This window comes from Sinomonas terrae (genome assembly GCF_022539255.1).
Classification (GTDB): Bacteria; Actinomycetota; Actinomycetes; order Actinomycetales; family Micrococcaceae; genus Sinomonas; species Sinomonas terrae.
Map to the genome: position 1 here is coordinate 2747910 of NZ_JAKZBV010000001.1, position 24602 is coordinate 2772511.

General features: G+C 68.9%; 22 protein-coding genes and 1 rRNA gene. 6 read left to right on the forward strand and 17 right to left on the reverse strand.

Going from position 1 to position 24602, the window contains the following annotated elements:
* The first annotated feature begins 3 nt into the window (after nt 1-3).
* Nucleotides 4-921, forward strand: coding sequence for a methylisocitrate lyase (gene prpB / locus L0M17_RS12700; protein WP_241054349.1), 918 nt, complete (start codon nt 4-6; stop codon nt 919-921).
* A gap of 34 nt (nt 922-955) precedes the next feature.
* Nucleotides 956-2107, forward strand: a complete 1152-nt coding sequence (locus L0M17_RS12705; RefSeq protein ID WP_241054350.1) for a bifunctional 2-methylcitrate synthase/citrate synthase — start codon at nt 956-958, stop codon at nt 2105-2107.
* 6 nt (nt 2108-2113) lie between these two features.
* On the opposite strand, the gene L0M17_RS12710 is transcribed toward L0M17_RS12705, so the two are convergent.
* Genes L0M17_RS12710 through L0M17_RS12720 form a run of 3 tightly spaced genes read right to left on the reverse strand, consistent with a single transcriptional unit; the run spans nt 2114 to nt 6777 of the window.
* Nucleotides 2114-3916 (reverse strand): glycoside hydrolase family 15 protein, encoded by a 1803-nt coding sequence (locus L0M17_RS12710; protein WP_241054351.1) that lies wholly within the window; start codon nt 3914-3916, stop codon nt 2114-2116.
* A gap of 1 nt (nt 3917) precedes the next feature.
* Nucleotides 3918-4967, reverse strand: coding sequence for a glucose 1-dehydrogenase (locus L0M17_RS12715; protein ID WP_241054352.1), 1050 nt, complete (start codon nt 4965-4967; stop codon nt 3918-3920).
* Nucleotides 4968-4977: 10 nt separating this feature from the next.
* The gene (locus tag L0M17_RS12720) at nt 4978-6777 is read right to left on the reverse strand and encodes a thiamine pyrophosphate-requiring protein (protein ID WP_241054353.1); all 1800 of its coding nucleotides are present in this window, start codon (nt 6775-6777) and stop codon (nt 4978-4980) included.
* 119 nt (nt 6778-6896) lie between these two features.
* On the opposite strand from L0M17_RS12720, the gene L0M17_RS12725 reads away from it, so the two are divergent.
* Nucleotides 6897-7382: a MarR family winged helix-turn-helix transcriptional regulator gene (locus L0M17_RS12725; RefSeq protein WP_241054354.1), complete on the forward strand. Its 486-nt coding sequence runs from the start codon at nt 6897-6899 to the stop codon at nt 7380-7382.
* A gap of 37 nt (nt 7383-7419) precedes the next feature.
* On the opposite strand, the gene L0M17_RS12730 is transcribed toward L0M17_RS12725, so the two are convergent.
* From L0M17_RS12730 to L0M17_RS12740, 3 genes are read right to left on the reverse strand one after another with little or no spacing between them, the layout of a single operon-like run.
* Nucleotides 7420-7737 (reverse strand): hypothetical protein, encoded by a 318-nt coding sequence (locus L0M17_RS12730; protein ID WP_241054355.1) that lies wholly within the window; start codon nt 7735-7737, stop codon nt 7420-7422.
* Complete coding sequence (locus L0M17_RS12735; RefSeq protein WP_241054356.1) at nt 7734-8753, reverse strand: SDR family oxidoreductase; 1020 nt, start codon at nt 8751-8753, stop codon at nt 7734-7736. The genes L0M17_RS12730 and L0M17_RS12735 overlap by 4 nt, the downstream gene beginning before the upstream one ends.
* A gap of 47 nt (nt 8754-8800) precedes the next feature.
* The gene (locus tag L0M17_RS12740; RefSeq protein ID WP_241054358.1) at nt 8801-9772 is read right to left on the reverse strand and encodes an aldose 1-epimerase family protein; all 972 of its coding nucleotides are present in this window, start codon (nt 9770-9772) and stop codon (nt 8801-8803) included.
* A gap of 107 nt (nt 9773-9879) precedes the next feature.
* Here L0M17_RS12740 and L0M17_RS12745 point away from each other — a divergent pair, with 107 nt between their 5' ends.
* Complete coding sequence (locus L0M17_RS12745; RefSeq protein WP_241054359.1) at nt 9880-11649, forward strand: glycoside hydrolase family 15 protein; 1770 nt, start codon at nt 9880-9882, stop codon at nt 11647-11649.
* A gap of 7 nt (nt 11650-11656) precedes the next feature.
* Here the strand turns inward: L0M17_RS12745 and L0M17_RS12750 are convergent, their stop codons facing one another.
* Genes L0M17_RS12750 through L0M17_RS12795 form a run of 10 tightly spaced genes read right to left on the reverse strand, consistent with a single transcriptional unit; the run spans nt 11657 to nt 21171 of the window.
* Nucleotides 11657-12145, reverse strand: coding sequence for an 8-oxo-dGTP diphosphatase (locus L0M17_RS12750; RefSeq protein WP_308196877.1), 489 nt, complete (start codon nt 12143-12145; stop codon nt 11657-11659).
* A complete protein-coding gene (xerD, locus tag L0M17_RS12755; protein ID WP_241056432.1) occupies nt 12145-13080 on the reverse strand; it encodes a site-specific tyrosine recombinase XerD in 936 nt (311 codons plus the stop codon). Before xerD ends, L0M17_RS12750 begins: the two co-directional genes overlap by 1 nt.
* Nucleotides 13080-13730, reverse strand: coding sequence for an NUDIX domain-containing protein (locus L0M17_RS12760; RefSeq protein WP_241054360.1), 651 nt, complete (start codon nt 13728-13730; stop codon nt 13080-13082). Before L0M17_RS12760 ends, xerD begins: the two co-directional genes overlap by 1 nt.
* 9 nt (nt 13731-13739) lie before the next feature.
* Complete coding sequence (pyrG, locus tag L0M17_RS12765) at nt 13740-15491, reverse strand: CTP synthase (protein ID WP_241054361.1); 1752 nt, start codon at nt 15489-15491, stop codon at nt 13740-13742.
* Complete coding sequence (gene recN, locus L0M17_RS12770; RefSeq protein WP_241054362.1) at nt 15488-17308, reverse strand: DNA repair protein RecN; 1821 nt, start codon at nt 17306-17308, stop codon at nt 15488-15490. The genes pyrG and recN overlap by 4 nt, the downstream gene beginning before the upstream one ends.
* Nucleotides 17305-18312 carry an NAD kinase gene (locus L0M17_RS12775; protein WP_241054363.1) on the reverse strand — a complete coding sequence of 336 codons (1008 nt, stop codon included), beginning with the start codon at nt 18310-18312 and terminating at the stop codon, nt 17305-17307. Before L0M17_RS12775 ends, recN begins: the two co-directional genes overlap by 4 nt.
* On the reverse strand, nt 18309-19139 hold the full coding sequence (locus tag L0M17_RS12780) for a TlyA family RNA methyltransferase (RefSeq protein ID WP_241054364.1): 831 nt from the start codon (nt 19137-19139) through the stop codon (nt 18309-18311). The genes L0M17_RS12775 and L0M17_RS12780 overlap by 4 nt, the downstream gene beginning before the upstream one ends.
* A 3-nt stretch (nt 19140-19142) precedes the next feature.
* Nucleotides 19143-19289, reverse strand: a complete 147-nt coding sequence (locus tag L0M17_RS12785; protein ID WP_241054365.1) for a hypothetical protein — start codon at nt 19287-19289, stop codon at nt 19143-19145.
* An 18-nt stretch (nt 19290-19307) separates the two neighbouring features.
* Nucleotides 19308-20309: an HAD-IIA family hydrolase gene (locus L0M17_RS12790; protein ID WP_241054367.1), complete on the reverse strand. Its 1002-nt coding sequence runs from the start codon at nt 20307-20309 to the stop codon at nt 19308-19310.
* Between the two features lies 1 nt (nt 20310).
* Nucleotides 20311-21171, reverse strand: a complete 861-nt coding sequence (locus tag L0M17_RS12795; protein ID WP_241054369.1) for an ICP22 family protein — start codon at nt 21169-21171, stop codon at nt 20311-20313.
* A 6-nt stretch (nt 21172-21177) separates the two neighbouring features.
* Here L0M17_RS12795 and L0M17_RS12800 point away from each other — a divergent pair, with 6 nt between their 5' ends.
* Nucleotides 21178-22464 carry a hypothetical protein gene (locus L0M17_RS12800; protein ID WP_241054370.1) on the forward strand — a complete coding sequence of 429 codons (1287 nt, stop codon included), beginning with the start codon at nt 21178-21180 and terminating at the stop codon, nt 22462-22464.
* Nucleotides 22465-22725: 261 nt separating this feature from the next.
* Nucleotides 22726-24120, forward strand: a complete 1395-nt coding sequence (locus L0M17_RS12805) for an IS1380 family transposase (protein ID WP_229230975.1) — start codon at nt 22726-22728, stop codon at nt 24118-24120.
* 204 nt (nt 24121-24324) lie between these two features.
* Here the strand turns inward: L0M17_RS12805 and rrf are convergent.
* Nucleotides 24325-24441 (reverse strand): 5S ribosomal RNA (gene rrf / locus L0M17_RS12810).
* Between the last annotated feature and the right edge of the window lie 161 nt (nt 24442-24602).

Consider the following 24602-nt stretch of genomic DNA (forward strand, 5'->3'; position numbering starts at 1 on the left):
AAGATGCTGTATTCCAAGACCACCCCCGAGCAGAAGCGCCTCGCCCTCCGGCAGGGTCTGGCCTCCGGGCGGCTCCAGCAGTTCCCCGGCGCGTTCAACCCGCTCTCCGCCCGCCTGATCCAGGAGAAGGGCTTCCCCGGGGTCTACATCTCCGGCGCCGTGCTCGCCAACGACCTCGGCCTGCCCGACATCGGCCTGACCACCCTGACCGAGGTCGCCACGAGGGCCGGACAAATCGCCCGCATGACCGACCTGCCCGCCATCGTCGATGCCGACACCGGCTTCGGCGAGCCCATGAACGTGGCCCGCACCGTCCAGGAGCTCGAGAACGCAGGCCTGGCCGGGTGCCACATCGAAGACCAGATCAACCCCAAGCGCTGCGGGCACCTCGACGGCAAGGCCGTCGTCGACCTCGACACGGCGCTCAAGCGCATCCGGGCCGCCGCCGACGCCCGCCGCGACCCCAACTTCCTCATCATGGCCCGCACCGACATCCGCGCCACCGAGCCCGGCACGGGTGGGCTCGAAGCCGCGGCCGACCGCGCCCGGGCCCTTGTCGACGCCGGTGCCGACGCGATCTTCCCCGAGGCGATGGGGACCCTCGAGGAGTTCAAGGCGATCCGCGACGCCGTCGACGTCCCCGTCCTGGCCAATATGACCGAATTCGGCAAGAGTCGCCTCTTCACCGCCGCCGAACTCGAAGCCGTCGGCATCAACCTCGTCATCTACCCTGTGACTCTTTTGAGGATTGCCATGGGCGCTGCAGAACGTACGCTGGAAGCAATTGCTGCGCACGGCACTCAGGAGGCCCAGGTCGAGGAGATGCTGACTCGTTCCCGCCTCTATGAGCTAGTCGACTACGAGGCGTATAACCGCTTCGATACGAGTGTGTTCAACTTTCAGGTTCCCGGCCGATACTGAAGCCCTGGGGCAGCACCAACGAAGGAGCCCTGCCATGACGCAGCAATCAAACACTGACGAGATCAAGAAGGGCCTCGCCGGGGTGGTGGTCGACTTCACGGCCATCTCCAAGGTGAACCCCGATACGAACTCCCTCCTCTACCACGGCTACCCCGTCCAGGAGCTCGCAGCCCGCTGCACGATGGAGGAGGTCGCCTGGCTCATCTGGAACGGCGAGCTCCCCAGCCACGACCAGCTGCTCGCGTTCGAGCGGCAGGAGCGTGCCGGCCGCGCGTTGGACCCCGTCGTCAAGCGCGTCATCGACGAGCTGCCGACGACGTGCCACCCCATGGACGTCTGCCGCACCGCCGCCTCGGTCCTCGGCGCCCGCGACCCGAAGGCCGCGGACTCCTCACGGGAGGCGAACCTCGCAAAGGCCCTGGCCCTGTTCGCGGCGATGCCCGCCGTCGTCGCCTACGACCAGCGCCGTAGGCGCGGCGAAGAGCTGGTCGAGCCGCGCGAGGATTTGGGCTACTCGGCGAACTTCCTGTGGATGACCTTCGGCGTCGAGGCTGCCCCAGAGGTGGTCAGGGCCTTCGAGGTCTCGATGATCCTCTACGCCGAGCACTCCTTCAACGCCTCCACCTTCACAGCAAGAGTCGTCACCTCGACTCTGGCCGACCTGCACTCGGCCGTCACCGCCGCGATCGGCGCGCTCAAGGGACCGCTCCACGGCGGGGCCAACGAGGCCGTCATGGAGACGTTCGAGGAGATCGGCATCAACCCCGACGAGTCCCACGAGGACGCCAAGGCCCGCGCCAAGGCCTGGATGGACAACGCCCTCGCGGCCAAGAAGAAGGTCATGGGCTTCGGGCACCGCGTCTACAAGCACGGCGATTCCCGCGTCCCCACCATGAAGGCGGCCCTCGACGACCTCATCACCTACTACGGCCGCCCCGAGATCCTCGGCCTCTACGACGGACTCGAACAGTCCATGGACGAGGCCAAGGGCATCAAGCCCAACCTCGACTACCCCACCGGCCCCGCCTACCACCTCATCGGCTTCGACATCCCCACCTTCACGCCGCTGTTCGTCGCCAGCCGGATCGTCGGATGGACGGCCCACATCATGGAACAGCTCGAGAACAACTCCCTGATCCGCCCTCTCAGCGCCTACAACGGCCCCGACGAACGCCACCTCGACTGAATCTGCTCAGCTCTGCCCCTGATGGTGGATAGGGCTGTTGCTATGGTGCCTCAGCCCAGCGTGCAGCTGGGTGGCGGTCGTGATGAGCGCGAAGTGGCTGAAGGCCTGGGGTGTGTTTCCGAGCTGGCGCGCGGCCTGCGGGTCCCATTCCTCGCTCAGAAGACCGACGTCGTTGCGGAGCCCGAGGAGTCGGTGGAAGAGTTCCTCGGCTTCGGGCCCGCGGCCCGCCCCCAGCAAGGCCTCGACAAGCCAGAACGAGCAGGCGACGAAGATGCCCTCGCGGCCCGGGAGCCCGTCATCGCTCGCCTCTGGCTTGTAGCGGAGGACGAAGCCGTCTTGGGTCAGCTCGCGCTGGATCGCATCGATCGTGCCGAGGACCCGCGGATGACGGCGCGGGAGGAACCCGACGCGCGGGATGAGGAGCAGGCTCGCGTCCAGTTCCTTGCTCCCGTACGACTGGACGAACGTGTTGCGTTCGCTGTCGAACGCCTTCTCCATGACTTCGTCGTGGATCCGATCACGTAGGTCCTCCCATCGGTCGGCTGGCCCCGGGAGGCCGGAGTCGCGGACCGCCTTGACCATCCGGTCTGCCGCGACCCAGGCCATGACCTTCGAGTGGGTGAAGTGGCGACGCGGCCCTCGCATCTCCCACAGGCCGTTGTCCGGCTGGTCCCAGATCTTCTCGAGATGCTCCATGATCGCCGTCTGCAGATCCCACGACTCGTCGGGCTGCCCGAGAAGGGAGTTGCGGGTGAGGGCGAGGCCGTCGAGGACCTCGCCCCATACGTCGAGCTGGAACTGCCCTGCTGCGGCGTTGCCGATGCGCACCGGGGCTGAGCCCTCGAATCCCTTCAACCAGCCCAGCTCGGTCTCGGGCAGCCGCCGCGCGCCATGGAGGGAGTACATGATCTGCAGGTCCGCTGGATCCCCGGCAACCGCCCTCAGCAGCCAGTCACGCCACGCCGCTGCCTCGTCGGTGTACCCGCCGGCGATGAGCGACTGGAGCGTCCATGTCGCATCGCGGAGCCAGCAGTACCGGTAGTCCCAGTTGCGCGGGCCCCCGATCTGTTCGGGAAGCGACGTGGTGGCAGCCGCCACGATTCCCCCGGTGGGCATGTAGGTGAGGGCCTTCAACGTGATGAGCGAGCGCTGGACAGCGTCACGGTGGGGTCCCGAAGCCTTGCTCTTGGACGACCACTCCGTCCAGTAGGAGGTAGTGCCCTCGAGCGCCTCTTCCGGGTCGACGGAGCGGGGGCGCGGCAGATGGCTGGGTGCCCAGGTGAGGACGAAGGGCACTCGTTCCCCAGCCTTGACGGTGAACTCGCTCACGGTGCTCATATGCTCGCCGTGGACTCTCGTGCTGGTGTCGAGGTAGAGGGCGTCCGGGCCAGCGACGGCGTGAACCCCCGTGTGATTCCGCCGTACCCACGGGACGATGTGACCGTAATCGAAGCGCATGACGAGCTCTCCGCGCATCTTCACTTCGCCGCTGAGCCCCTCGACGATCCTGACGACGTCCGCGACCTCGTCGCGTGGGGGCATGAAGTCGATGACGCGGACGGCGCCGCCGTCAAGCTCCCACTCGGTCTCCAGGACGAGGGTGTCCTCCCGGTACTGCCGTTGGGTGCACTCGCCCCCGCCCTCCGGGGCGAGCAGCCATCGTCCCGCTTTCGGCCCGTCGAGCAGGTTAGCGAAGCAGGCCGGCGAATCGAAGTTCGGCAGGCAGAGCCAATCGATCGAACCATCGGTGCCCACGAGGGCGGCTGTGTGGAGGTCACCGATGATCGCGTAGTCTTCGATCCTGCTCATCTCAGCCCGCCTTGATCTCGAGCACGACCTTCACGTCGGTGGGTTGGCGCTCGAAGGCCTGCCGGTACTGCTCCAGCGGGACCCGGCGTGTGATCAGGCGCCCGAGCCATTCCTTGTCCGCCTTCTTCAGCGCCTCGGCGGCAGCCTCGTAGTGGCCCCGGTTGGCGTTGACGCTCCCGAAGACCACGTCATTGCCGAGGACTGCTTCGCGGTTCACCCCGCCGACATCGACCTGAAGCTCCTTGCCCGTCGAGGAAACCCCGGTGAGGCAGGTGATCGCGTCGAGACCGTGTTTCGTGATGGCCTCCATGACCACAGATGGTACGCCCGTGCATTCGAGGACGATGTCAGCCTGGACCCCGGACTCGGTGAGAGTGTCAGTGTGATACGTGGCGCCGAGGCTCCGCACGAGGTCCGGCTTCGGCCCATCCTCGACCCGGTCGTAGACGTGGACCTCAAGCCCGCGCTGGACACCGAGCAGTGCCGCGAGCAACCCGACAGGCCCAGCACCCGTGACGACCACGACCTTCGGATCGAAGAAGGCGCGCTTGCCGATGCCCTCGATGTGCTCCCAAGCCTTGGCGACGATCGTTGTGGGCTCGAGCAGGACGCCGACACCAGTGAGTGCCGGGTCGAGCCGGACGAGGGCGTCGGGGTCGGCCCGGTAGCGCTCGCGGGCGAAGCCGTGCCGACCCTTGATGCCGTGTTCGGTGTACTGGCCGTTCCGGCACATGTCCCACTCCCCCGCCGCACAGGCGGCACAGGGGACAGGGTCAGGACGCCGGACGATGCCCACCACGAGATCCCCCTCCGACAGGCCGCAATCCTTCGGCGCAGAGATCACCCGGCCGAGGTTCTCGTGCCCTATGACGAGGTGCTTGCTGCCCTCGGGCGCCTCACCGTATTGGGCAGTGATGATCTCTATGTCTGTCCCGCAGAGCCCGACGTCGAGAGCTTCAACCAGGACGCTTCCATCGGATTCCGTGGGTTCGTCCATCTCCAGCAGTTCCAGCGAATCCTTCACGCCGGGGGTTACGGCCAGTGTCTTCATGGATATCTCCTTAGTGGTCGTTTCCCTGATGAGGAATGAATTCCTGCGCCTTGGTCTTGACGCCTTCGCGGATGACGCCCCAGACGCTGTCATCCCCCTTGAGCATCGCCTTGGCGCTGTTGAGCGCCTGCTCGAACGTCGCGTGGGGCGGGATGGGAGGGATGTCCGGATCCGTACGGACGTCCAGGACGGTGGGGCGGTCGGCAGAGAGAGCCTTCTCCCATGCGGAGGCCAGCTGGTCTGGGGCCGTGACTGAGATGCTGCCGAGGCCGAGGACCGAGGCCATGGCCGCGTAGTCGACGTCGGGCAGGTCCTGGGATTCGCGGAAGGCTGGGGCTCCGCCCATGGCGCGCATCTCCCATGTGACCTGATTGAGATCGTCGTTGTGCAGGATGGCGACGATGAGCCGTGGGTCGGCCCACTCCCGCCAGTACCGCTTGATCGTGATGAGCTCGTTGAGCCCGTTCATCTGGATCGCGCCGTCGCCTGCGAAAGCGATGACCGGGCGGTCCGGATGGCCGAACTTGGCTCCGATCGCGTACGGAACGCCGGGCCCCATGGTCGCGAGGTTTCCGGAGAGCGAGCCGCGGACGTCACCCCGGAACTTCAGCTGCCGGGCGTACCAGTTCGCCGAGGAGCCGGAATCGGCGGTCACGATGGCGTTCATGGGAAGCTGATCGGAAAGCTCCGAGAAGAGCCGCATCGGGTTCACGGGATCGGCCTCGACCATCGCCTGGGCCCGCATCGTCTCCCACCAACGGGAGACCTTCGATTCGATGTCGTCCCGCCACGAGCGGTCCTCCTTCCGGCGCAGGTGCGGGATCAGCGCCCTGAGCGCGGAGGCAGCGTCCGAGACGATGTTGAACTCGTAGGGGTAGCGCAGGCCGATCATGCCTGGATCGATGTCGATCTGCACACCTCTGGCCTGCCCTTCCTTCGGCATGAACTGGGTGTAGGGGAAGCTCGAGCCGACCGTGAGGAGGGTGTCGCAGTCCCGCATCATCTCGTAGCTCGGCCGGGTGCCGAGCAGGCCGATCGAGCCGGTCACGTACGGCAGATCATCCGGCAGGGAATCCTTGCCCAAGAGCGCCTTGGCCACCCCCGCCCCGAGAAGATCTGCGACCTCGCGCACCTCGGCAGCCGCGCCGCGCGCCCCCTGGCCGATGAGCATTGCCACCTTCGAGCCCGAGTTGAGAAGCTCCGCGGCGCCGCGGATCGCGTCGTCGTCGGGCTGGATCTCAGGCCAACGGATGTCCATGCTCGACGGCACCATCTTGAAGGCATGGGTCGGCGGGGTGTATTCGAGCTCCTGGACGTCGCTGGGGATGACGATGGCGGTGGGTGCCCGCTTCCCGACGGCGATCCGGATCGCGCGGTCGAGGACGTTCGGGAGCTGTTCGGGAACAGTCACCATCTGGATGTAGTCCGAGGCGACGTCCTTGAACAGGGTGAGCAGGTCCACTTCCTGCTGATACGCCCCGCCCATCGCGCTCCGTGCGGTCTGGCCGACGATGGCCACCACGGGGACATGGTCGAGCTTCGCGTCGTAGAGGCCGTTGAGCAGATGGATCGCGCCCGGCCCGGAGGTCGCCATGCACACCCCGACCCGGCCCGTGAACTTCGCGTAGCCGACAGCTTCGAAAGCCGCCATCTCCTCGTGCCGGGCCTGGATGAACTTGGGATTGTTGTCGGACTTGCCGAACGAGGCGAGGATGCCGTTGATGCCGTCGCCCGGGAAGGCGAAGACGTTGTCGATGCCCCATTCGCGCAGGCGGCTCAGAAGGTAGTCGGCGACTGTCTGGGTTGGCATGGGGTCACTCTCCTTTTCCTGTAGGTAAGACACGGGGTCCTGCGTCAAAAACGGCGGTCGGAACTTGTGTGTCGCCGCAAGCTTTGCGGAGACGCAAAAGACAAGGGGATACTTGGCTCGTGGAGAACATTGGATTCCGGGGGGAGCGAGAGCAGGTGGACGCCGTCCTGAGGGCAGCCGATGTGCTGCTGCGCGTGGCCGCGACCTCGGTCGTCGAGATCGAGGACGTGGTGACCACTCCGCAACTCCGCGTCCTCGTGCTCATCGCCTTCCAAGGGCCGCAGAACCTCGGTGCCGTGGCACGGGAGCTGGGCGTGCACGCCTCGAACGCGACGCGCACCTGCGAGCGGCTCGTCGTCGCGGGGCTCCTGAGCCGACGGGAAGACCCCTCCGACCGGCGCTTCCTGCAGTTGGATCTCACAGCCAAGGGCCGGGACCTCGTGGAGACGATGATCGAGCACCGCCGACGGGCCATCGCCGACGTGCTCGAGCGCGTCCCAGCGGACTCGCGGGAAGCCCTCGCATCCGCCATGTCTGCCTTCGCAGATGCCGGCGGTGGGCAGGGCACGGACGACGGGCGATTCACCTTGGGCCTCGGGAGCTGATTGCCTCCAACAGGGCGGGGTTCCCCAGCGGTCAGGGTCACCGGAACTCCCCTGCGGCAAACGCGAGAGCAATCGCAGCATTGAGAGCGGCCGCGCGGCGACGCTTCGGATCGAATGCGGCCAGAGCCGCCATCGAGAGAGCATGCAGGGCATCGGCTCCGCCCCCGAGACATCGCCCCGTACGGCCCGCGCGCGCTGTGACGATTGCTTGGAGCACGTGCCGCGCCCCGAGGATCCGAATCGTCGTCCGGGCGCGCTCGTCCGCGACCGTTCCGACCAGTAGGCGCTCGAGCGCTCCCGGAGCGAACAGCTCGGTGGCCCCGTAGGCGGCACGGAAGACCTCGAGGGGCCTCATCGGGAGGCCTTCCGCCACACCGTGCCCACAGTCGTGGCGAGCCCGGCCAGGAGTGCGCCTGAAACGGCGGCGACGAGTCCGTGGTGATGCGAGGCCTTGAGCTGGTAGCTCCGTGACGAGGACTTGTTGTCGAAGATCCCGTGGGCGCCGTAGTCGCGATTCGCGTCCGCGGGCTCCCACAGGTTCGCCGGCTGATCCGGGTCGTGGGGATCCGGGGTCTGCTGGGACTTGAAGCCGGTCTTCGCCAGATACCTGTCAAGCAGTCCGGGCACGATGGCGTTGGCAATGAGAGTCGCCGCCGTGCTTCCGCCGACCCAGTACTCGCGTCGTTCGGGGTGCGCGGCAGCGTAGACGACGCCGCGCGCCGCGACCTCTGGCTGATAGATGGGCGGCACGGGCTGCGCCTGATGAGGCAGGCGCGAAAGTACCCAGGAGAACTGGGGGGTATTCACGGCAGGCATCTGCACCATCGTGTTCTTGATGCCGCTCCTCTCGTGCAGGAGCTCGGTTCGAAGGGCCTCGTTGAAGCCTTGGATGGCGTGCTTCGCGCCGCAGTAGGCAGTCTGGAGCGGGATGCCGCGGTAGGCGAGGGCCGAACCGACCTGGACGATCGTGCCGCGGTTCCGGGGCCGCATCCGCTTGAGTGCTGACATGGTCCCGTAGACGAAGCCCAGATAGCTGACCTCGGTGACGCGCTTGTACTCCTCCGGCTTGATCTCGTCGAAGCGGGAGAAGACCGAGGTGAAGGCGACATTCACCCACACATCGATGGGGCCGAGCTCGCGCTCGACGCGCTCCGCGGCGTCGTCGACCGCCTGCGCGTCGGCGACGTCGACCGGAATGACCAGCGCCTGGCCTCCTGCCGCCTCGACTTCTGCGGCCGCGCCGGCGAGTCCCGCCTCTCCGCGCGCGAGCAGGGCTACGGCGTCGCCCTCTCTGCCGAAGGCCACCGCCGAGGCACGGCCGATCCCTCCGCTGGCTCCGGTGACGACGACAACGCGACGTGCTGTTCCCATCGGGATTTCTCCTTCGGCTTCTAACGTTGGCGAAAAGGCGAACCTATCTATGCTGAGCGTCCCCCGCGAGCTACAGGCTCAATACCCCAAGTACCGGTGTGCGACTCCCCCGGGGCGAGCGTGACGAGACCCTCGCCTGAATTGAAGGCATTTGGCGCGCAGGTCATGGGTTCGACGCCTAGGCCGGTACGACGCCGGTCCTCCTGTGGGAGGGTGTCCCCGGTGAAGATCTCGAAGTAGGGGTAGGCCTCGTCGGACCACAGCGCGACTCCCGGGGAGCCGTCGGGATGGGCGAGATGAACCCGCGCACGCCCGTCGTCGTCCCGTTCGAGCTCCGTGTAGGTGACGTCGATCTGCCGGTCGCCGAGGGCCTGCATCTCGCGCAGGTCGTACGGGGTCCCTTCCACGGGCCGGTGTCCGGTCGGGATGCCCTGTTCGTCGACGGGCAGGTAGACGGAGCCCGGGACGCGGGCCTGGGCGGGATCGATGTGCGGGGTGCCGACGGTCAGGTACGGGTGGGCGCCCGTTCCATAGGGGCAGGGTGTGCTGCTGCGGTTCACGGCCGTGGTCCGCACGGTCAAGCCGGTCTCGTCCAACGAGTACTCGAGATGGCACTCGAGGACCCACGGCCACCCTTGGCAGGCATGCTGAGTGTGGACGAAGGCGATGCTGCTCTCCGAGCTGCGCTCGACCTCCCAATTCGCCCAGCGGGTCAGGCCGTGGATGGCTCCGCCTTTCTCAGGCTCGCTCAGGTCAAGCTGCTCCTCCTGCCCCTTCCAGGTGTAACGACCGTCTCGTATGCGGTTCGGCCAGGGGATGAGAGATTGACCGCGGGCGCCAGTGCACATCTCGCCCTGCGCGTAGCCGTCCAGGAGGTCCCTGCCGTCAACATGGTAGCGGCGGAGTGCCGCGCCGACTTCGGTGATCAGTGCCGTCTGGCGCTCGTACGAGATCGTGAACTGCCGCCCCGACGGCGGCAACCCGGCTTGCGGCGTCTCCGTGGTTCCTCCAGCATCCATCGCACACTTCTCCCTCGTCAGGCATCAGGCTCGCAATGATTGCGTACCCGCAAGGGAGGCTTCCAAACGTGGTTGCGCTAACGCAATCGACTCCTTACTGTGGCGGCATGGCTGCCGACGGCGAGGAGTTCCCACCGCACGTTCTGCGCGAGTACGCGATGCTCGCCGATGGAGCCCGCGCCGCCCTTCTCGGACCGCGCGGGGACATCTCCTGGATGTGCGTCCCCAAGTGGCACGATGGGGCGATCTTCTCCTCGCTTCTGGGCGGCCGGGGCTGCTTCGCGGTCACGCCGACTGACCGCCGCTTCGTGTGGGGTGGTCAGTATGAGGACGGGACCCTCATCTGGGTCAGCCGTTGGATCACGAGCACCGGAATCATCGAGTGCCGTGAAGCCCTCGCCTATCCCGGGGAGCCCCATCGGGCAATCCTGCTTCGCCGGATCAGGGCCGCCCAAGGTCCCGCCGAGGTCGAGGTCCGCCTCGACGTGCGCGCCGAATACGGCCACCATCCGATGAACCGCATGCGCGAGGAGGACGGGGTCTGGACGGCGCGCAGCGGTCCCCTCCGGATCCGGCTCTCCGGCGCCGTCGAAGCGAAGGCCGCCGGCGGCGAGATCAGGTTCCTGGTCCGGCTGCCGGAGGGCCGGCACCACGACATCGTGCTCGAGGTCTCGGACGAGGAACTGCCCGCCCAGCCGGTCAGTCCGGACGAAACGTGGAGCGCCACGGAGCACGGGTGGCATCAGGAGGTGCCGCAGTTCGAGAACACGATCGCGCCCGACGACGCGCGGCAGTCGTACGCCGTGCTGCGCGGCATGACGTGGGCTGGCGGGTCCATGGTCGCGGCCGCGACGATGGGACTCCCCGAGCGGGCCGAGCAGAAGCGCAACTACGACTACCGCTACGCGTGGATCCGCGACCAATGCTTCACTGGGGTCGCGGTCGCTTCCTGCAAGGAATTCCCGCTCCTCGACGACGCGGTCCGCTTCGTCGCCGCACGCCTGTTGGAAGACGGTCCCCAGATGCGCCCCGCCTACACCGTCGGGGGTGGGCGGGTCCCTGATGAGCACGACGTCGGACTGCCGGGCTACCCGGGCGGGTCCGGGAAGGCCGGCAACTGGGTCAACGGGCAGTTCCAACTCGACGCGTTCGGCGAAGCGCTCCTGCTGTTCGCGGCGGCGGCAGAGAACGACCGCCTGGATCTCGACCAATGGAAGGCCGCCGAGGTCGCCGCCGACGCCATCGCCCAGCGGCACACCGACCCTGATGCCGGGATGTGGGAGCTCGAGGACAAGCGCTGGGCCCATTCGCGGCTCATCTGCGCGGCAGGCCTTCGGGCGATAGGGCGGCAGGCGCCTGCGAGGCAGGGTTCGCTCTGGTCCGCGCAGGCCGATGAGCTCATCGCCGACGTGACCAAGGAGTGCCTCCACCCGAGCGGGCGATGGCAGCGCGCCCCCGACGATCCGAGGGTCGACGCCGCACTCCTGCGGCCGGTCCTTCGGGGCGCCGTGGCGCCCGAGGATCCGCGCTCGGTCGCCACCCTTGCCGCAATCCGCGAGGATCTCGCACGCAAGGGCTACCTCTACCGCTTCAGCCAGGACGAGCGGCCGCTCGACCAGTCGGAGGGCGCGTTCCTCCTGTGCGGCTTCGACCTTGCGATGGCCCTGCACCAGAGCGACCAGCCCCTCGAGGCGGCGCGCTGGTTCGAGCGGAACCGCGCCGCGTGCGGCTCTCCCGGTCTGTTCACTGAAGAGTACGACGTCGAGCAGCGCCAATTGCGGGGCAACTTCCCCCAGGCGTTCGTGCACGCCGCGATGCTGGAGTCATCGAGAAGGCTTGCCGACGAGGCTCCTCCGTGGGGCGGCCTCCAGACATGAGCTCGGCCTAGTCCTGGCCTGCGCCCTTCACACTGAACTTCGCCACGGTCTCATTGTCTTCGGCCATGACGACCAGGAAGTCCGACGCGACCCCTGAGAGGACGACAGGCAGCCAATGGTCGGCGTCCTGCCACATGTCCGTCAGCGGAAGCGCGCTCGCCGGGTACCAGGCAGGCTCGATCTCCTCGCTCTCGGCGATCTCGCCCGTCCACCGTGTGCACGTGAACATGGAGCACTCCATGTCCCACTCGGGCCGAGCGGGAAAACGGAAATCCACCGTCCCGGCGGGCCGCATCGCACCCTCGACGAGGGTCACACCGGCCTCCTCGAAGAGCTCGCGCGCGGCAGCCTCGGCCGCCGACTCCCCTTCTTCGAGGTGTCCGCCGAGACCGACGATCTTCCCGAGGCCGAAGCCACGCTTCTTCCGGCCCAACAGCACCTCGGGCCCATCGGCGGAGGCGCGGAGGAGGAAGCAGAGCGCGACTCGGGCTGCCATCAGCCCCTCGCCCGCGGGTGAGCGGCCGCGTAGACTTCGCGGAGCGTGTCGGCGGTGACGAGCGTGTAGACCTGCGTCGTCGTGACAGACGCGTGGCCGAGCAGCTCTTGGACCACCCTCACATCGGCACCCCCCTCAAGGAGATGCGTCGCGAACGAATGGCGGAGGGTGTGGGGCGAGACATCCCGATCGATCTGGGCACGCTCGGCAGCGTCCTTCAGGATCGTCCACGCGCTCTGACGGCTCAACCGACCGCCGCGCGCGTTGAGGAAGAGACCGGGCGTCCCACTCCCCTTCGCCGCAAGAACGGGACGCCCGCGGACGAGGTAGTCGTCGACGGCGCGGGCGCCGAACGAGCCCAGTGGAACGAGACGCGCCTTCGAGCCTTTTCCGAAGAGCCTCACGATCGACGGGCCGCCGTCCGCCTCGCCGTCCAGACGAACGTCGTCGACGTCGAGGCCGACCGCTTCGCTGATGCGGGCGCCCGTGGAGTACAGGAACTCGAGGAGGGCACGGTCCCGGAGACCGGTCGGCGTGTCCAGCGAGGCCGCCTCGAGGATCCGGGCGACGTCGTCGACGGGGATCGCCTTCGGCAGCCGCTGCCCGGGCAGCGGCGGGTGGACATCCGCGGCGGGGTCTCCCGCCGTCGTGCCCTCGAGCGCCCAGAAGCGGTGGAGGCCGCGGACGGCGACCACCGTCCTGGCCGCCGAGCGGATGCCCAGCACCGTGCCGCCGTCGGCCCCGTCCCGCAGCGCCTCCGCGAAGCGCGCGACGTGCTGGCGCGTCACGCCGTCGGGCGCTCCGATGCCCTGGGCGGCAAGATAGTCGAGATAGCGGCGCAGATCCCGCCGGTAAGCCGCGAGCGTGTTGGCCGCGAGGCCGCGTTCGACCGACAGGTGGCGCAGGTAGTCGTCGACGCCGGTCGCGAGGTCCATCAGCGCTGGGCCGGGTGCGCCGGCCACGGGGCATCGCCCGGCCGGAGCCCAGCGAACCCGGATCGGCTCGCGGCCTGCGCCGCAAGGATTCCGACGACGGCGCTCGGGTTGTGGAGGCGCCCGTCGAGGACGGCAGCAACCGCCTCGTCGAGATCGACCCACGCAAACTCGATCTCCGACTCCTCAGCCGTCCGCACGTGACGGTCGGGCTCCGGGACGTCCTCGAGCCCACGTGCGAGGTAGATGCGGATGGCTTCGCTCGAAGAACCGGGCGAGTTGAAGACGTCAGCGAGGATGTGCCATTCAGCAGCCGTGAGGTCAGCCTCCTCGGCAAGCTCACGAGCTGCCGCTGCGAGGTTGGCTTCGCCCTCGACGTCCAGGAGGCCCGCGGGGATCTCCCATAGCAGCATCCCGACCGGATGCCGGTACTGGCGGAGCAGGAGGACCCGGCCCTCTTCGTCCATCGGCAGGATCGCCACGGCGCCGGGGTGGTCGATGAATTCCCGGCGGAGCGGCTCCGAGCCTTCCGAAAGCTCGAAGGTGTCCGAGCGGACGTCCCAGATCTTGCCGTGGAAGACCGGTTCCGAGGCGAGCACGCGCCGCGGACTCAGCGCATCCTCGATGTGCGGCCGCGGCGCGTGCGTCGTCACCGGCGTGCCCTACTCGGCCTTGGCGGCCTGGACCGCCTTCGCCGAACGGTCGGCCTTCTTGGACTCCGGCTTGGCCGCGGAGAGGCGATCGAGCGCAGCCTTCACGAGGCCAACGAAGAGCGGATGTGGCCGTGTCGGGCGCGAGCCGAGCTCCGGGTGCGCCTGCGTTGCCACGTAGTACGGGTGGGTCTCGCGCGGGAGCTCGACAAACTCCACGAGCTTCCCATCCGGGGACGTCCCGGAGAAGACGAGGCCCGCCTCCGCGAGCTGACCGCGGTAGGCATTGTTGACCTCGTAGCGGTGCCGGTGGCGCTCGGAGACCTTCGTCGAGCCGTAGGCCTCCGCAACGACCGACCCTTCGTCGAGGACCGCGTCGTAGAGGCCAAGCCGCATGGTGCCGCCCATGTCGCCCTTGCCTTCGACGATCTCGAGCTGCTCCGCCATGGTCGCGATGACCGGGTACTTCGACTCCGGCTCGAACTCCGTCGAGGAGGCCCCTTCGAGGCCCACGATGTTGCGTGCGTACTCGATGACCATGCACTGGAGACCGAGGCACAGCCCGAGGGTCGGAAGGCCACGCTCCCGTGCGAAGGTCAGGGCCCCGAGCTTGCCTTCGAGGCCGCGGATGCCGAACCCTCCGGGCACGACGATGGCGTCGACTCCGGCGAGGGACCGCTCGGCACCGGCTGGCGTCTGGCACTCGTCCGAGGCGACCCAGCGGATGTTGACCTTCGTATCGTTCGCGAAACCGCCGGCGCGGAGTGCCTCGGTCACCGAGAGGTAGGCGTCCGGAAGGTCGATGTACTTGCCGACGAGGGCGATGTCGACCTCGTGTGCCGGCTCGTGCACGGCCTTGAGGAGGCGGTCCCACTTGGTCCAGTCGACGTCCTTGAACGGGAGGTCGAGCGCGCGGACGATGTACGAATCGAGGCCCTGGGCGTGGATGACCTTGGGGATGTCGTAGATGCTCGGGGCGTCCGGGCAGTTGACGACGGCGTCGGTATCGACATCGCACATGCGCCCGATCTTGTCCCGCATCGCATCCGGGATCTGGCGGTCCGAGCGGACCACGATCGCCTCGGGCTGGATGCCGATGGAGCGCAGGGCCGCGACCGAGTGCTGGGTCGGCTTGGTCTTGAGCTCCTGCGACGGCCCGATGTACGGGACGAGGGAGACATGGAGGAAGAACACGTTGCCGCGTCCGATGTCCTGGCGCACCTGTCGTGCCGCCTCGAGGAACGGCTGCGACTCGATGTCGCCGACGGTTCCGCCGATCTCCGTGATGATCACGTCCGGCGCGTCCGGGCCCTCGGCGGGCAGGCGCATGCGGCGCTTGATCTCGTCGGTGATGTGCGGGATGACCTGGACGGTGTCGCCGAGGTACTCGCCGCGCCGCTCCTTGGCGATGACTGCGGAGTAGATCTGGCCGGTCGTCACGTTGGCGGAGCCGTCGAGGGACTCGTCGAGGAAGCGCTCGTAGTGCCCGATGTCGAGGTCGGTCTCGGCCCCGTCCTCGGTCACGAAGACCTCGCCGTGCTGGAACGGGTTCATCGTCCCCGGGTCCACATTGAGGTAAGGATCGAGCTTCTGCATCGTCACGGAGAGACCGCGGCCCCGCAGGAGGTGCCCGAGGCTGGACGCCGTCAGACCCTTCCCGAGCGAAGAGGCCACGCCTCCGGTCACGAAGATCTGCTTGGTCGTCTTGTCGGCGTCTGAAAAGCGGGAATGAGAGCGATGCACCACGGAATTCGAGCTTATCATCTCTTCCCCGCGCGGACCCGGCCGCCACGGCGCGGCGCGCCGGTCGCGTCAACAGGGTGTGGGCCCGGGTCGGGATCAGGGTCGCTCCGCGCGTCGTCAAGGAGCTCCTGGGCGTGCGCCCGTGCGGAGGCCGAGTCCTCCTGGCCGGCGAGCATGCGCGCGAGTTCGACGACGCGTTCGTCCTCCGCGAGGAGCGCGACGTCGCTCGACGTGAAGCCCGCTACCCCCGCGCTCCGATCGGCGGACTCCCCCGTCGCGACCGAGGTCTTGGTGACCCGGATGTGGCGGTCCGCGAACGCGGCAACCTGGGGAAGGTGCGTCACGACGAGCACTTGGACGTGCTTCGCGAGCATGGCAAGCCGCCGCCCGATTTCCACGGCAGCGCGGCCGCCGACGCCGGCGTCGACCTCGTCGAAGACGAAGGTCGGCACAGGGTCGACCGCGGCGAGGACAACCTCGATCGCGAGCATGACCCGCGAGAGCTCACCGCCGGAAGCGCCCTTCCCCAGAGCGCGGGCGGGCGCGCCGGCGTGGGGGCGCAGGAGGATCGCCACCTCGTCCGAGCCGAGTGGCCCGAGGTCCGGGGTTTCCTCGACCGAGACCTGCAAGGTCGCGTCAGGCATGGCAAGGGCGGTGAGCTCCGCGCTGACCCGCTCCGCGAGTTCGGCCGCCGCGTCGCGTCGCCGGACCGTGAGCTCCCCTGCGAGACCGCGGAGCTTCTCCTCGTCGCGCGCGACCTGCTCGGTCAGCACGTCGATCCGGCCGCCGTCGTCCTGAAGTTCGTAGAGCCGCTTCTGCGCGGTCTCGGCCCAGGCAATGACCTCGTCGACGCTCGGTGCGTATTTCCGAACGAGCCCGCCCAGCGCAGCCCTTCGCTCCTCGACCTCGGCGAGACGCTGCGGGCCCTCGGCGTCGAGCGAGGCGCCGTAGCTTGCGAGCTCCTGGGCGATGTCTGCCAAGACGTAGCCGACGTCGGCGAGCCGCTCGGCGGCGCCCGCCAGGGCCGGGTCGTGCTCGGAGACGTGATCGAGGGCGCGCTTCGCGGCGTCCACAAGCGTCGTCGCATCCCCTGCCTCGCCGAAGTCCTCCGCAACCAGCGCCTCGTGCGCCTGCTGGGCGGCGAGGCGCAGCCCCTCGAGGTTGGAGAGCCGCAGCGACTCGGCCTTGAGGGCGTCGTCCTCTCCCGGCTGGGGGTCGACGGCCGCGATCTCCTCGAGGGCCTGCTCGAGGGACTCGGCTTCGCGAAGACGCTCTCTGGAGGCCGAGGTGAGTTCGTTGAGCTCGCGCTGTGCGCCCACCCACCGCGCGTACAGCGCCGCGTACTCGGCGAGCCGGCCCGCGAACTCCTCCCCCGCGAAGCGGTCGAGTGCCTCCCGTTGGGCTGCGGCACTCTTTAGCCGGAGCTGCTCGGACTGGCCATGGATTACGACCAGCTGCTGGCCAACCTCTGCGAGCGCCCCGACCGGTGCGCTGCGCCCCCCGAGGTGCGCCCGACTCCGCCCGTCCGCACCCACCGTGCGGGCCACGATCAGCTCAGCGGCGCCGTCGTGCTCTTCGACGTCGGCGCCCGCCTCGACGGCTCGCTCGACGGCGGCATGGCCCGGTTCGAGGCGCACACTCGCCTCCGCGAGGGCGGACTTGGCCCCCACGCGAACCGCACCGGCGTCGGAGCGTCCGCCGAGCAGGAGGCCGAGCGCGGTGACCACCATGGTCTTGCCGGCACCGGTCTCGCCCGTTACCACACTCAGTCCGGGCCCCAGCGGCAGCGTCGCGTCGGCGATGACGCCGAGGTCACGGATCCGGAGCTCCTCGATCACTCGTCGCTCTCCTTTCGGCTCTCTGCCCACCGCGGCGTGAGGCTCTTCCCGCTCCACGGCTGCGGCGGGACTTCCTCGACTTGGCCTCCGTTCGTCCCGAGCGGCGCGGGTCCGCGCCATCCGTGGATCGGCAGCTCGAACTTCCGAACGAGCCGCGCTGAGAACGGGGTCGCGCTGATCCTCGCGAGCTGCACCGGCTGAGCAGAGCGCGTGACCTCGACCCGGGCCCCCGGCGGAAGATCCACCGAGCGGCGGCCGTCGCACCACAGCACCCCCTGGGCGTCGGTACGCGTGAGAATCTCAACCGCGAGCCGCGAATGCGGCGACACGACGAGCGGTCGCGCGAAGAGGGCATGCGCGCTGATAGGGGCGATCAGCAGGGCCTCGACCTCGGGCCACACGACCGGCCCGCCAGCCGAGAACGCGTAGGCCGTGCTCCCCGTCGGCGTTGCGAGCACGATCCCATCGCAGCCGTAGGACGTGAGCGGCTTGCCGTCGACCTCAGTCACGATCTCGATCATCCGCTCGCGGCTTGCCTTCTCGATCGCCGCCTCGTTGAGCGCCCAGCTGTGCGCAACCTTGCGGCCCTGGATCCACACGCTCACGTCGATCGTCATGCGTTCCTCGACCGAGTAGCTGCGGCTCGCAACCCACTGGACGGTCTGGGCGAGGTCGGCGCGCTCGCTCTCGGCGAGGAAGCCCACGTGGCCGAGGTTGACGCCCAGCAATGGCACGTCGATGCCGCGGACGAGCTCGGCCGCGCGCAGGATCGTGCCATCCCCGCCGAGCACCATGACGAGTTCGACGTCGGCCAGAGCGACGTCTGCTTCCAGGATCTCGGTCGGGTGGTCGAGGCTCCCGAAGTGGGTTTCGAGGTCCTTCTGCTGCTGGGCCGTCATAACGGGCACTAGGCCCGATCCGTGGAGCTGGGCGCACGCCTCGCGTGCCGCGATCATCGATTCCTCGCGGCCGGTGTGGGCTAGGACAAGCACGCGTCGGTTCATCGGGTTTCCCTCCCTCGTGCTTCGGGCCAGACCGCCGCCAGAAGCTCCTCGACTCCCCGGCCAGCCTTGTGGCCGCCTGCCGTTCCGTCCGGAAGGGGCCTGGTCAGCCACAGGAAGTATTCCACGTTGCCGTCTTGCCCAGGCAGGGGGCTCTCGGCGAGCCCCCGAAGGAGCAGGCCGGCGTCGTGCGCGGCGCGCGCGACTCCAGCGACGGCCCGCTGCCGTTCGCTGGGTGATTGGACGACGCCGGTCCTCGCGAGGCGTTCCCTTCCCACCTCGAACTGGGGCTTGACCATGAGCAGGAGGTCGCCTCCGGGCACCGTCGATGCGCCGAGGGGGCCCACGACGAGCGTGAGGGAGATGAACGAGAGATCCGCGACGGTGAGCTCGGCGGGGCCCCCGATGCTGTCCGGGGCGAGGTCCCGGACGTTGAGCCCTTCGTATACGTCGACGCGCGGGTCTGCGCGCAGGCGCTCGACGAGCTGCCCATGCCCGACGTCAACGGCGACGACGCGCGCGGCGCCAGCTTCTAGCAGGACGTCCGTGAAGCCGCCCGTCGAAGCTCCGGCGTCGAGGCAGCGGAGCCCCTCGGGCATGATCTCCGGGAAGCGGGCGAGCGCCCCTGCGAGCTTATGCCCGGCACGGCTCGCGTAACGGTCGTGCTCGGACGCTTCGACTTCGATCGGCTCGTCCGCAGAAACGGGCTGAGAGGCCTTGCCCGCCAACTGTCCGCTCACCGACACGTGGCCGTCCGCGATGAGGTTTGCAGCGTGCGTGCGTGACCGGGCGAGGCCACGGTGCACGAGTTCGAGGTCGAGTCGGGACACCCGTTAGGCTCCCGGCTCCTCGTCGAGCGCCGCCGCCAGGGCGTCGTGGAACCGCTCAAACGCCTCGGCCCGGTCGGTTCCGGCGAGTGAGCCCGCCTCGTCCAGGAGCGCAAGCGCGCGTTCGACAGCGACGTGAGGTTCCTCGCTCATGAGCCCCAGCCTATCGGCTCAGGACTCCCACACGAGTTCAGGCGCAGTCTCGCGCTCAGCCGCAGGGTGAGCCTCCCACCATGCCGCGCAGGCTGCACGCCACGCATCCACGTCCTCGGGACTGCCCGTGACGCGGATGGAGCTGCCTTCGACTCTCGCCGTGGACCGGGCGGCCCGCCACCCGCCGTCGAACGCTTCCGGGGCAGCGTAGGGCTCGTAGAGATCTGCGAGCGTCGCGAGGATGTACTTCGGGCGCTCGTCCGTGCGGGCCGCGAGAATCGTCTCAGTGGTGTCGACGCCGGTCAGGACGGCGGCGGTTGCGAAGCCGGCACGGTTCCCGCCCAGGATATCGGTGTCCAGCCTGTCGCCGACGACGACGGGCCGTTCGGCGCCCAGCCGCTCGGCGGCAGTCAGGAACAGCGGAGCCTCAGGCTTGCCGGCGACGAGGGGTTCCTTGCCGGTCGCGGCGCGAACGGCGTTGACGAGGCTCCCATTGCCAGGGGCGATGCCCCTCGCCTGCGGAATCGTCAGGTCCGTGTTCGTGGCGATCCACAGCGCGCCGGAGGCTACCGCGTAGGTGGCCTCAGCGAGGTCGCGCCAGCCGAGGTCGGGGCTGAAGCCCTGAATGACCGCGACAGGGGCATCGTGGGCTGAGTGAACCGGAACGAGGCCTCGCGCCTCGACTTCGTGGGCAAGCGCGGAACTGCCCGTCACCAGCACGCGCGACCCGGCGGGCACCTGCCGGGCGAGCAGGTCAGCCCCCGCCTGGGCCGAGCTCACGACGTCCTCGTCCGCCGCGGGCGCGCCGAGTTCGCGGAGGTGAGCCGCGACCTCGGCGGTGCTACGCGAGGCGTTATTGGTCACGTAGCCGAGGCGGACGCCTCGTGGGGCGAGGGCCTGGAGCGCCTCGGGCGCCCCAGGTATCGCATGCGGGCCAGCGTAGACAACCCCGTCGAGGTCCGACAGGACGGCGTCGAAAGCGTCGATGAACGCTCCGGACTTGTCGTAGTCAGGCACCATGTCAGGCGTCAGCGTCCCGCTCGCCGTCCTCTGCGCCTGCGTCTTCGATACCGGCCTCTGAGCTGGACTCGCGCTCCGTGACACCGATCTCGTCCTCGGCGAGCCCTGCCTCCTCGTAAGCCGGGCCCTCGCCCTCCGAGCCAGCAGAGGGCTCGTCTTCAGCCGAGGCGTCCTCACCGGCAGAGGCCTCGTCGTCAACAGACGCGCCGTCACCAGGCAAGACCTCATCGCCAGGCGAGACCTCATCGCCAGGCGAGACCTCGTCACGATCGGAAGCCTCTTCAGCACCATAGCCGTCGGACTCGTCGTCCTCCGCGAAGTCCATGATGTCCGGCTCAGCGAACTCACCGACGCCCAGCGCGCTCTCGGCGACCCCGATCTGGCGATACCACTTCGCCGCCTCGTCGGCGCGACCCGCCGCTGCAAGGGCATCTGCATAGGCCTCGAACAGGCGGGGGCTGAATGAGAACGCCCGGTTGATATCCAGCTGCGGGATCTCGAGCTCGGCAACGGCTCCCGCGTAGTCGCCGAGGTCTCCCCGCGCTCCGGAGGCGACGATCGCCAACTCGACCTTGCCCGCGGCATCGAGCATGTTGCGCTCCTCCGACGTCGCGAGTTCGAGGGCCTTCTCCGGCCGTCCAAGACCTCGTTCGCAGTCGGCCATATGCGGAAGATGGATGCTCGAGCCCGTGATTCGACGGAAGGTGCGGAATTCGCGCAGCGCATCGTCGTATCGACCGGCCTCGTAGGCAGTCATGCCCACCGCTTCGCGTACGGCGCCGATGCGACCTCCGCGGCGGCTGGCCGCGAGGGCGTGCTGGTACGCGAGCTCCGGATTGAAATCAATGAGCCGCCCCGCCATCACGAGGTGCTTCGAGACCCACTCCGCGTTGCGGCCTTCGAGCGTGCGCAGCTGCGCCGCCGTGGCCCGGTCGAGCTCCTTGCCCGTAACGTCCGGGTCGATCTCCGGGGAACGCTCACGGTCCGGTCGATTCGAAACCCGCAGGTCTGCAGCATTCGGGTCACGGCGGAACTCGTTCTCGCGTTCGCCACGCTCGTCCTGACGCTCGTAACGTCCGCGATCCTCATGACGAGGCCTATCGAAGCTCGGACGGTCGCCAAAGCCCGGCCTGCCACCGCCGTTCCGGCCTCCTGCGGGGCGCTCACCTTGGCGACGATCCCCGAAGGGACGGCGGTTTCCGCGGTCCCGGTCAGTACGGTCAGGCCGCTCGCCACGCGCTCCGCGGTCGTCGTAGGACCGGTCGCGGTCACCCCGGGCGCGGTCATCCCTGTCGCGTTCAAAGCCCGGGCGTTCGCCACGCTCCGGACGGTCGCCGTAGGGACGGCCCTGGCCTCGGTCCCCGCGATCGAAGCCGGGACGACCGCCACGATCAGCACGGTCACCGTACGGACGACGCTCACCGCGCTCGGGCCGGTCGCCGTAGGGGCGACGCTCACCACGGTCCGGACGATCACCACGATCAAAGCCGCCGGGACGACCACCACGCTCCGGGCGGTCGCCGTAGGGGCGACGCTCACCACGATCGAATCCTGGGCGACCCCCACGGTCACCGAACGGACGACGCTCACCACGGTCCGGACGATCACCGAACGGACGACGCTCACCACGGTCCGGACGATCACCGCGGTCCGGACGACCACCACGATCAAAACCGCCGGGACGACCACCACGGTCAGAACGGTCACCAAACGGACGACGCTCACCACGATCGAATCCTGGGCGACCCCCACGGTCACCATAAGACCGACCCTCACCGCGGTCCGGACGGTCTCCCCGGTCAGGGCGATCGCCGTACGCGCGACGCTCACCACGGTCTCCCCGGTCGCCATACGGACGGCGCTCGCCCTGACCAGCTGGCCGATACGGACGGCCCTCGCCCCGGTCGTCACGGCGGTCGTCGCGCCTGTCGCTCCACGGACGATCGTCCCCGTCGCGCCGACGATCGCGGAAACCGCGAGGGTTGCCGCCCGAGTTATTCGCGCCGCGGAAAGCACCACCGGACCGATCCGAACCCCGGCCGGAGCCGGACCCGCGGCGCGGGCCGCCGAACCCCCGTCCGCCTTGACCGCGTCCGAAGTCGTCTGCCATGTGGTTCCTTTCCTTGTGCAATCGCCGTATAGCGGCTGCAAATAACGCGGTCGAAGACCGCGCACCGAATGTCTGAAACAAGTCTAGTTGGAATTGCGGGGGCGACCCTCCGGCGGGGGCTTCGGGGGTGGGTTGCTTCCGGCTTGCCCGACGGGGGTCCTTCCCGCTGTGCGGTCCCGTTAAGCCTTGATCCACCGATGGGGTTCGTGGCGGCGTGGCGTAATTAAGGGCAAGATGCCCGCCATCCCGGGGAGAATTGGACTTGCGACAGAACCAGTTCCCTGAGGATGAGAGGGCATCTCGTAGGTGCAAGTTTCCCACAGTCAGGCCGCGGTGGCGGTGTCCTTCGACGAGCCGAACCTCGTCTCCGCGGCAGGCCTGCTGCCGGTGATGCGCCTGGCCGAGGCCGCAGGGCTCCGGGCCCTGACCGACGCGCATCTGAGCGTGCCGACGGACAAGGGCGCGAACGCGGGCCTGAAGATCGCCTCGCTGGTGGCCGGGATGGTCGCCGGGGCGGACTCGATCGATGACATGGCCCTGCTGCGCCACGGCGGGATGGGCAGGCTCTTCAAGGCCTGCTACGCGCCCTCGACCCTGGGCTCCTTCCTGCGCGCGTTCGCCTTCGGCCACGTCCGCCAGCTCGACGCGGTCGCCGCCCGCTTCCTGGCGAACCTCGCCGCGCGGGCCCCGCTGCTGGACGCCCCGGCCGTCGGGGAGTTCGTGTTCGTGGACGTCGACGACACGATCATCGAGGTCCACGGCCACGCCAAGCAGGGCGCTGGCTTCGGGTACTCCGGGGTCCGCGGGCTCAACGCCCTGCTGGCCACCGCCACCACGGCCCAGAGCGCGCCGGTGATCCTGGCCCAGCGGCTGCGCAAGGGCGCTGCGGCGTCCCCGCGCGGGGCGTCCCGGCTGGTCGCCGACGCCCTCTCCGCCCTGCGCCGCGCCGGGACGCCGGGGAGGGCGCTGGTCCGGGCCGACTCGGCGTTCTACGGGCACCCCACCGTCGCCGCCGCCCTCGCGGCAGGGGCCGAGGTCTCGGTCACGGTGCGCCTGGACCCGGCAGTTAAGCGTGCCATCGCCGCCATCCCATCGGAGGCCTGGACGGCGATCGAGTACACCGATGCGGTCTTCGACCAGGCCGCCGGGACCTGGATCTCCCGGGCGGAGGTCGCCGAGGTCCCCTTCACCGCCTTCGCTTCGCGGAAGAAGGCCGAACAGGTCACCGGGCGGCTCGTCGTGCGCCGCATCCCGGACCTGAACCCCAAGGCCCCCGACGGGCAGGGGACCCTGTTCGACACGCACCGGCACCACGCCTTCTTCACCACCGTCCCCGCCCAGGACCTGGGCACTGTCGCGGCCGATGCCACGCACCGTGCCCATGCGGTCATCGAGCAGGTCCACGCCGACCTGAAGGACAGCGCCCTGGCGCACCTGCCCTCGGGGAAGTTCGCGGCGAACTCGGCCTGGCTCGTCGCGGCGGTGATGGCCTTCAACCTCGCCCGCGCGGCCGGGACCCTGGCCGCCGGCCCCTTCGCGAAAGCCAGGACCGGGACCATCCGCCGCAAGCTCGTGAACCTCCCGGCCCGGATCGCCGCCAGCGCCCGGAAGATCCGGCTGCGGCTGCCGGCGAACTGGCCCTGGCAGAACGCATGGGAACAGCTCTTCACCGCCGCCCACGCCCCGCCGTCCATGCCCTAGGAAGACGCAGCCTGGCCCCGCGAGGCCCCGAACAGCACCAGAAGTGGAACACCGCCGGCAGCGAGGCCGCGCCCCCACCCCTGCCCGAAACATCCATCATCCACCGCCCGCACAGGACCGCCGGACCCAACACCCGATCGGTGGATCAAGGCTAAATGCGGCGAGGGCCCCACTGTCGTTGTGGGGCCCTCGGCGTGTGGTGCTGTCCGGCGGTGTCCTACTCTCCCACACCCTGGCGGGTGCAGTACCATCGGCGCTGTGGGGCTTAGCTTCCGGGTTCGGGATGGGTCCGGGCGTTTCCCCCACGCTATGGCCGCCGTAACCTTCTCTCCTCGCACCGGCCCCCGGCTGTTCGGGGGTGGTGGGGAAGCGTGCGGTCGCGGTGCGCTGGTGCGCGGTGCTGTGTTCTGTTGTGCTGTGTTCTGTTGTGCGTGTTCGGTCGTGCTGGTCCCCCCGTGGGGGGTGTTCCCCTTTTTGGGGGG

Excerpts from the sequence above, each read along its gene's own strand:
- prpB (WP_241054349.1), top strand. The coding sequence starts at position 4 with ATGCTGTATTCCAAGACCACCCCCGAGCAGAAGCGCCTCGCCCTCCGG.
- L0M17_RS12705 (WP_241054350.1), top strand. The coding sequence starts at position 956 with ATGACGCAGCAATCAAACACTGACGAGATCAAGAAGGGCCTCGCCGGG.
- L0M17_RS12710 (WP_241054351.1), bottom strand. The coding sequence starts at position 3,916 with ATGAGCAGGATCGAAGACTACGCGATCATCGGTGACCTCCACACAGCC.
- L0M17_RS12715 (WP_241054352.1), bottom strand. The coding sequence starts at position 4,967 with ATGAAGACACTGGCCGTAACCCCCGGCGTGAAGGATTCGCTGGAACTG.
- L0M17_RS12720 (WP_241054353.1), bottom strand. The coding sequence starts at position 6,777 with ATGCCAACCCAGACAGTCGCCGACTACCTTCTGAGCCGCCTGCGCGAA.
- L0M17_RS12730 (WP_241054355.1), bottom strand. The coding sequence starts at position 7,737 with ATGAGGCCCCTCGAGGTCTTCCGTGCCGCCTACGGGGCCACCGAGCTG.
- L0M17_RS12735 (WP_241054356.1), bottom strand. The coding sequence starts at position 8,753 with ATGGGAACAGCACGTCGCGTTGTCGTCGTCACCGGAGCCAGCGGAGGG.
- L0M17_RS12740 (WP_241054358.1), bottom strand. The coding sequence starts at position 9,772 with ATGGATGCTGGAGGAACCACGGAGACGCCGCAAGCCGGGTTGCCGCCG.
- L0M17_RS12745 (WP_241054359.1), top strand. The coding sequence starts at position 9,880 with ATGGCTGCCGACGGCGAGGAGTTCCCACCGCACGTTCTGCGCGAGTAC.
- L0M17_RS12750 (WP_308196877.1), bottom strand. The coding sequence starts at position 12,145 with ATGGCAGCCCGAGTCGCGCTCTGCTTCCTCCTCCGCGCCTCCGCCGAT.
- xerD (WP_241056432.1), bottom strand. The coding sequence starts at position 13,080 with ATGGACCTCGCGACCGGCGTCGACGACTACCTGCGCCACCTGTCGGTC.
- pyrG (WP_241054361.1), bottom strand. The coding sequence starts at position 15,491 with ATGATAAGCTCGAATTCCGTGGTGCATCGCTCTCATTCCCGCTTTTCA.
- L0M17_RS12775 (WP_241054363.1), bottom strand. The coding sequence starts at position 18,312 with ATGAACCGACGCGTGCTTGTCCTAGCCCACACCGGCCGCGAGGAATCG.
- L0M17_RS12785 (WP_241054365.1), bottom strand. The coding sequence starts at position 19,289 with ATGAGCGAGGAACCTCACGTCGCTGTCGAACGCGCGCTTGCGCTCCTG.
- L0M17_RS12790 (WP_241054367.1), bottom strand. The coding sequence starts at position 20,309 with ATGGTGCCTGACTACGACAAGTCCGGAGCGTTCATCGACGCTTTCGAC.
- L0M17_RS12795 (WP_241054369.1), bottom strand. The coding sequence starts at position 21,171 with ATGGCGGGGCGGCTCATTGATTTCAATCCGGAGCTCGCGTACCAGCAC.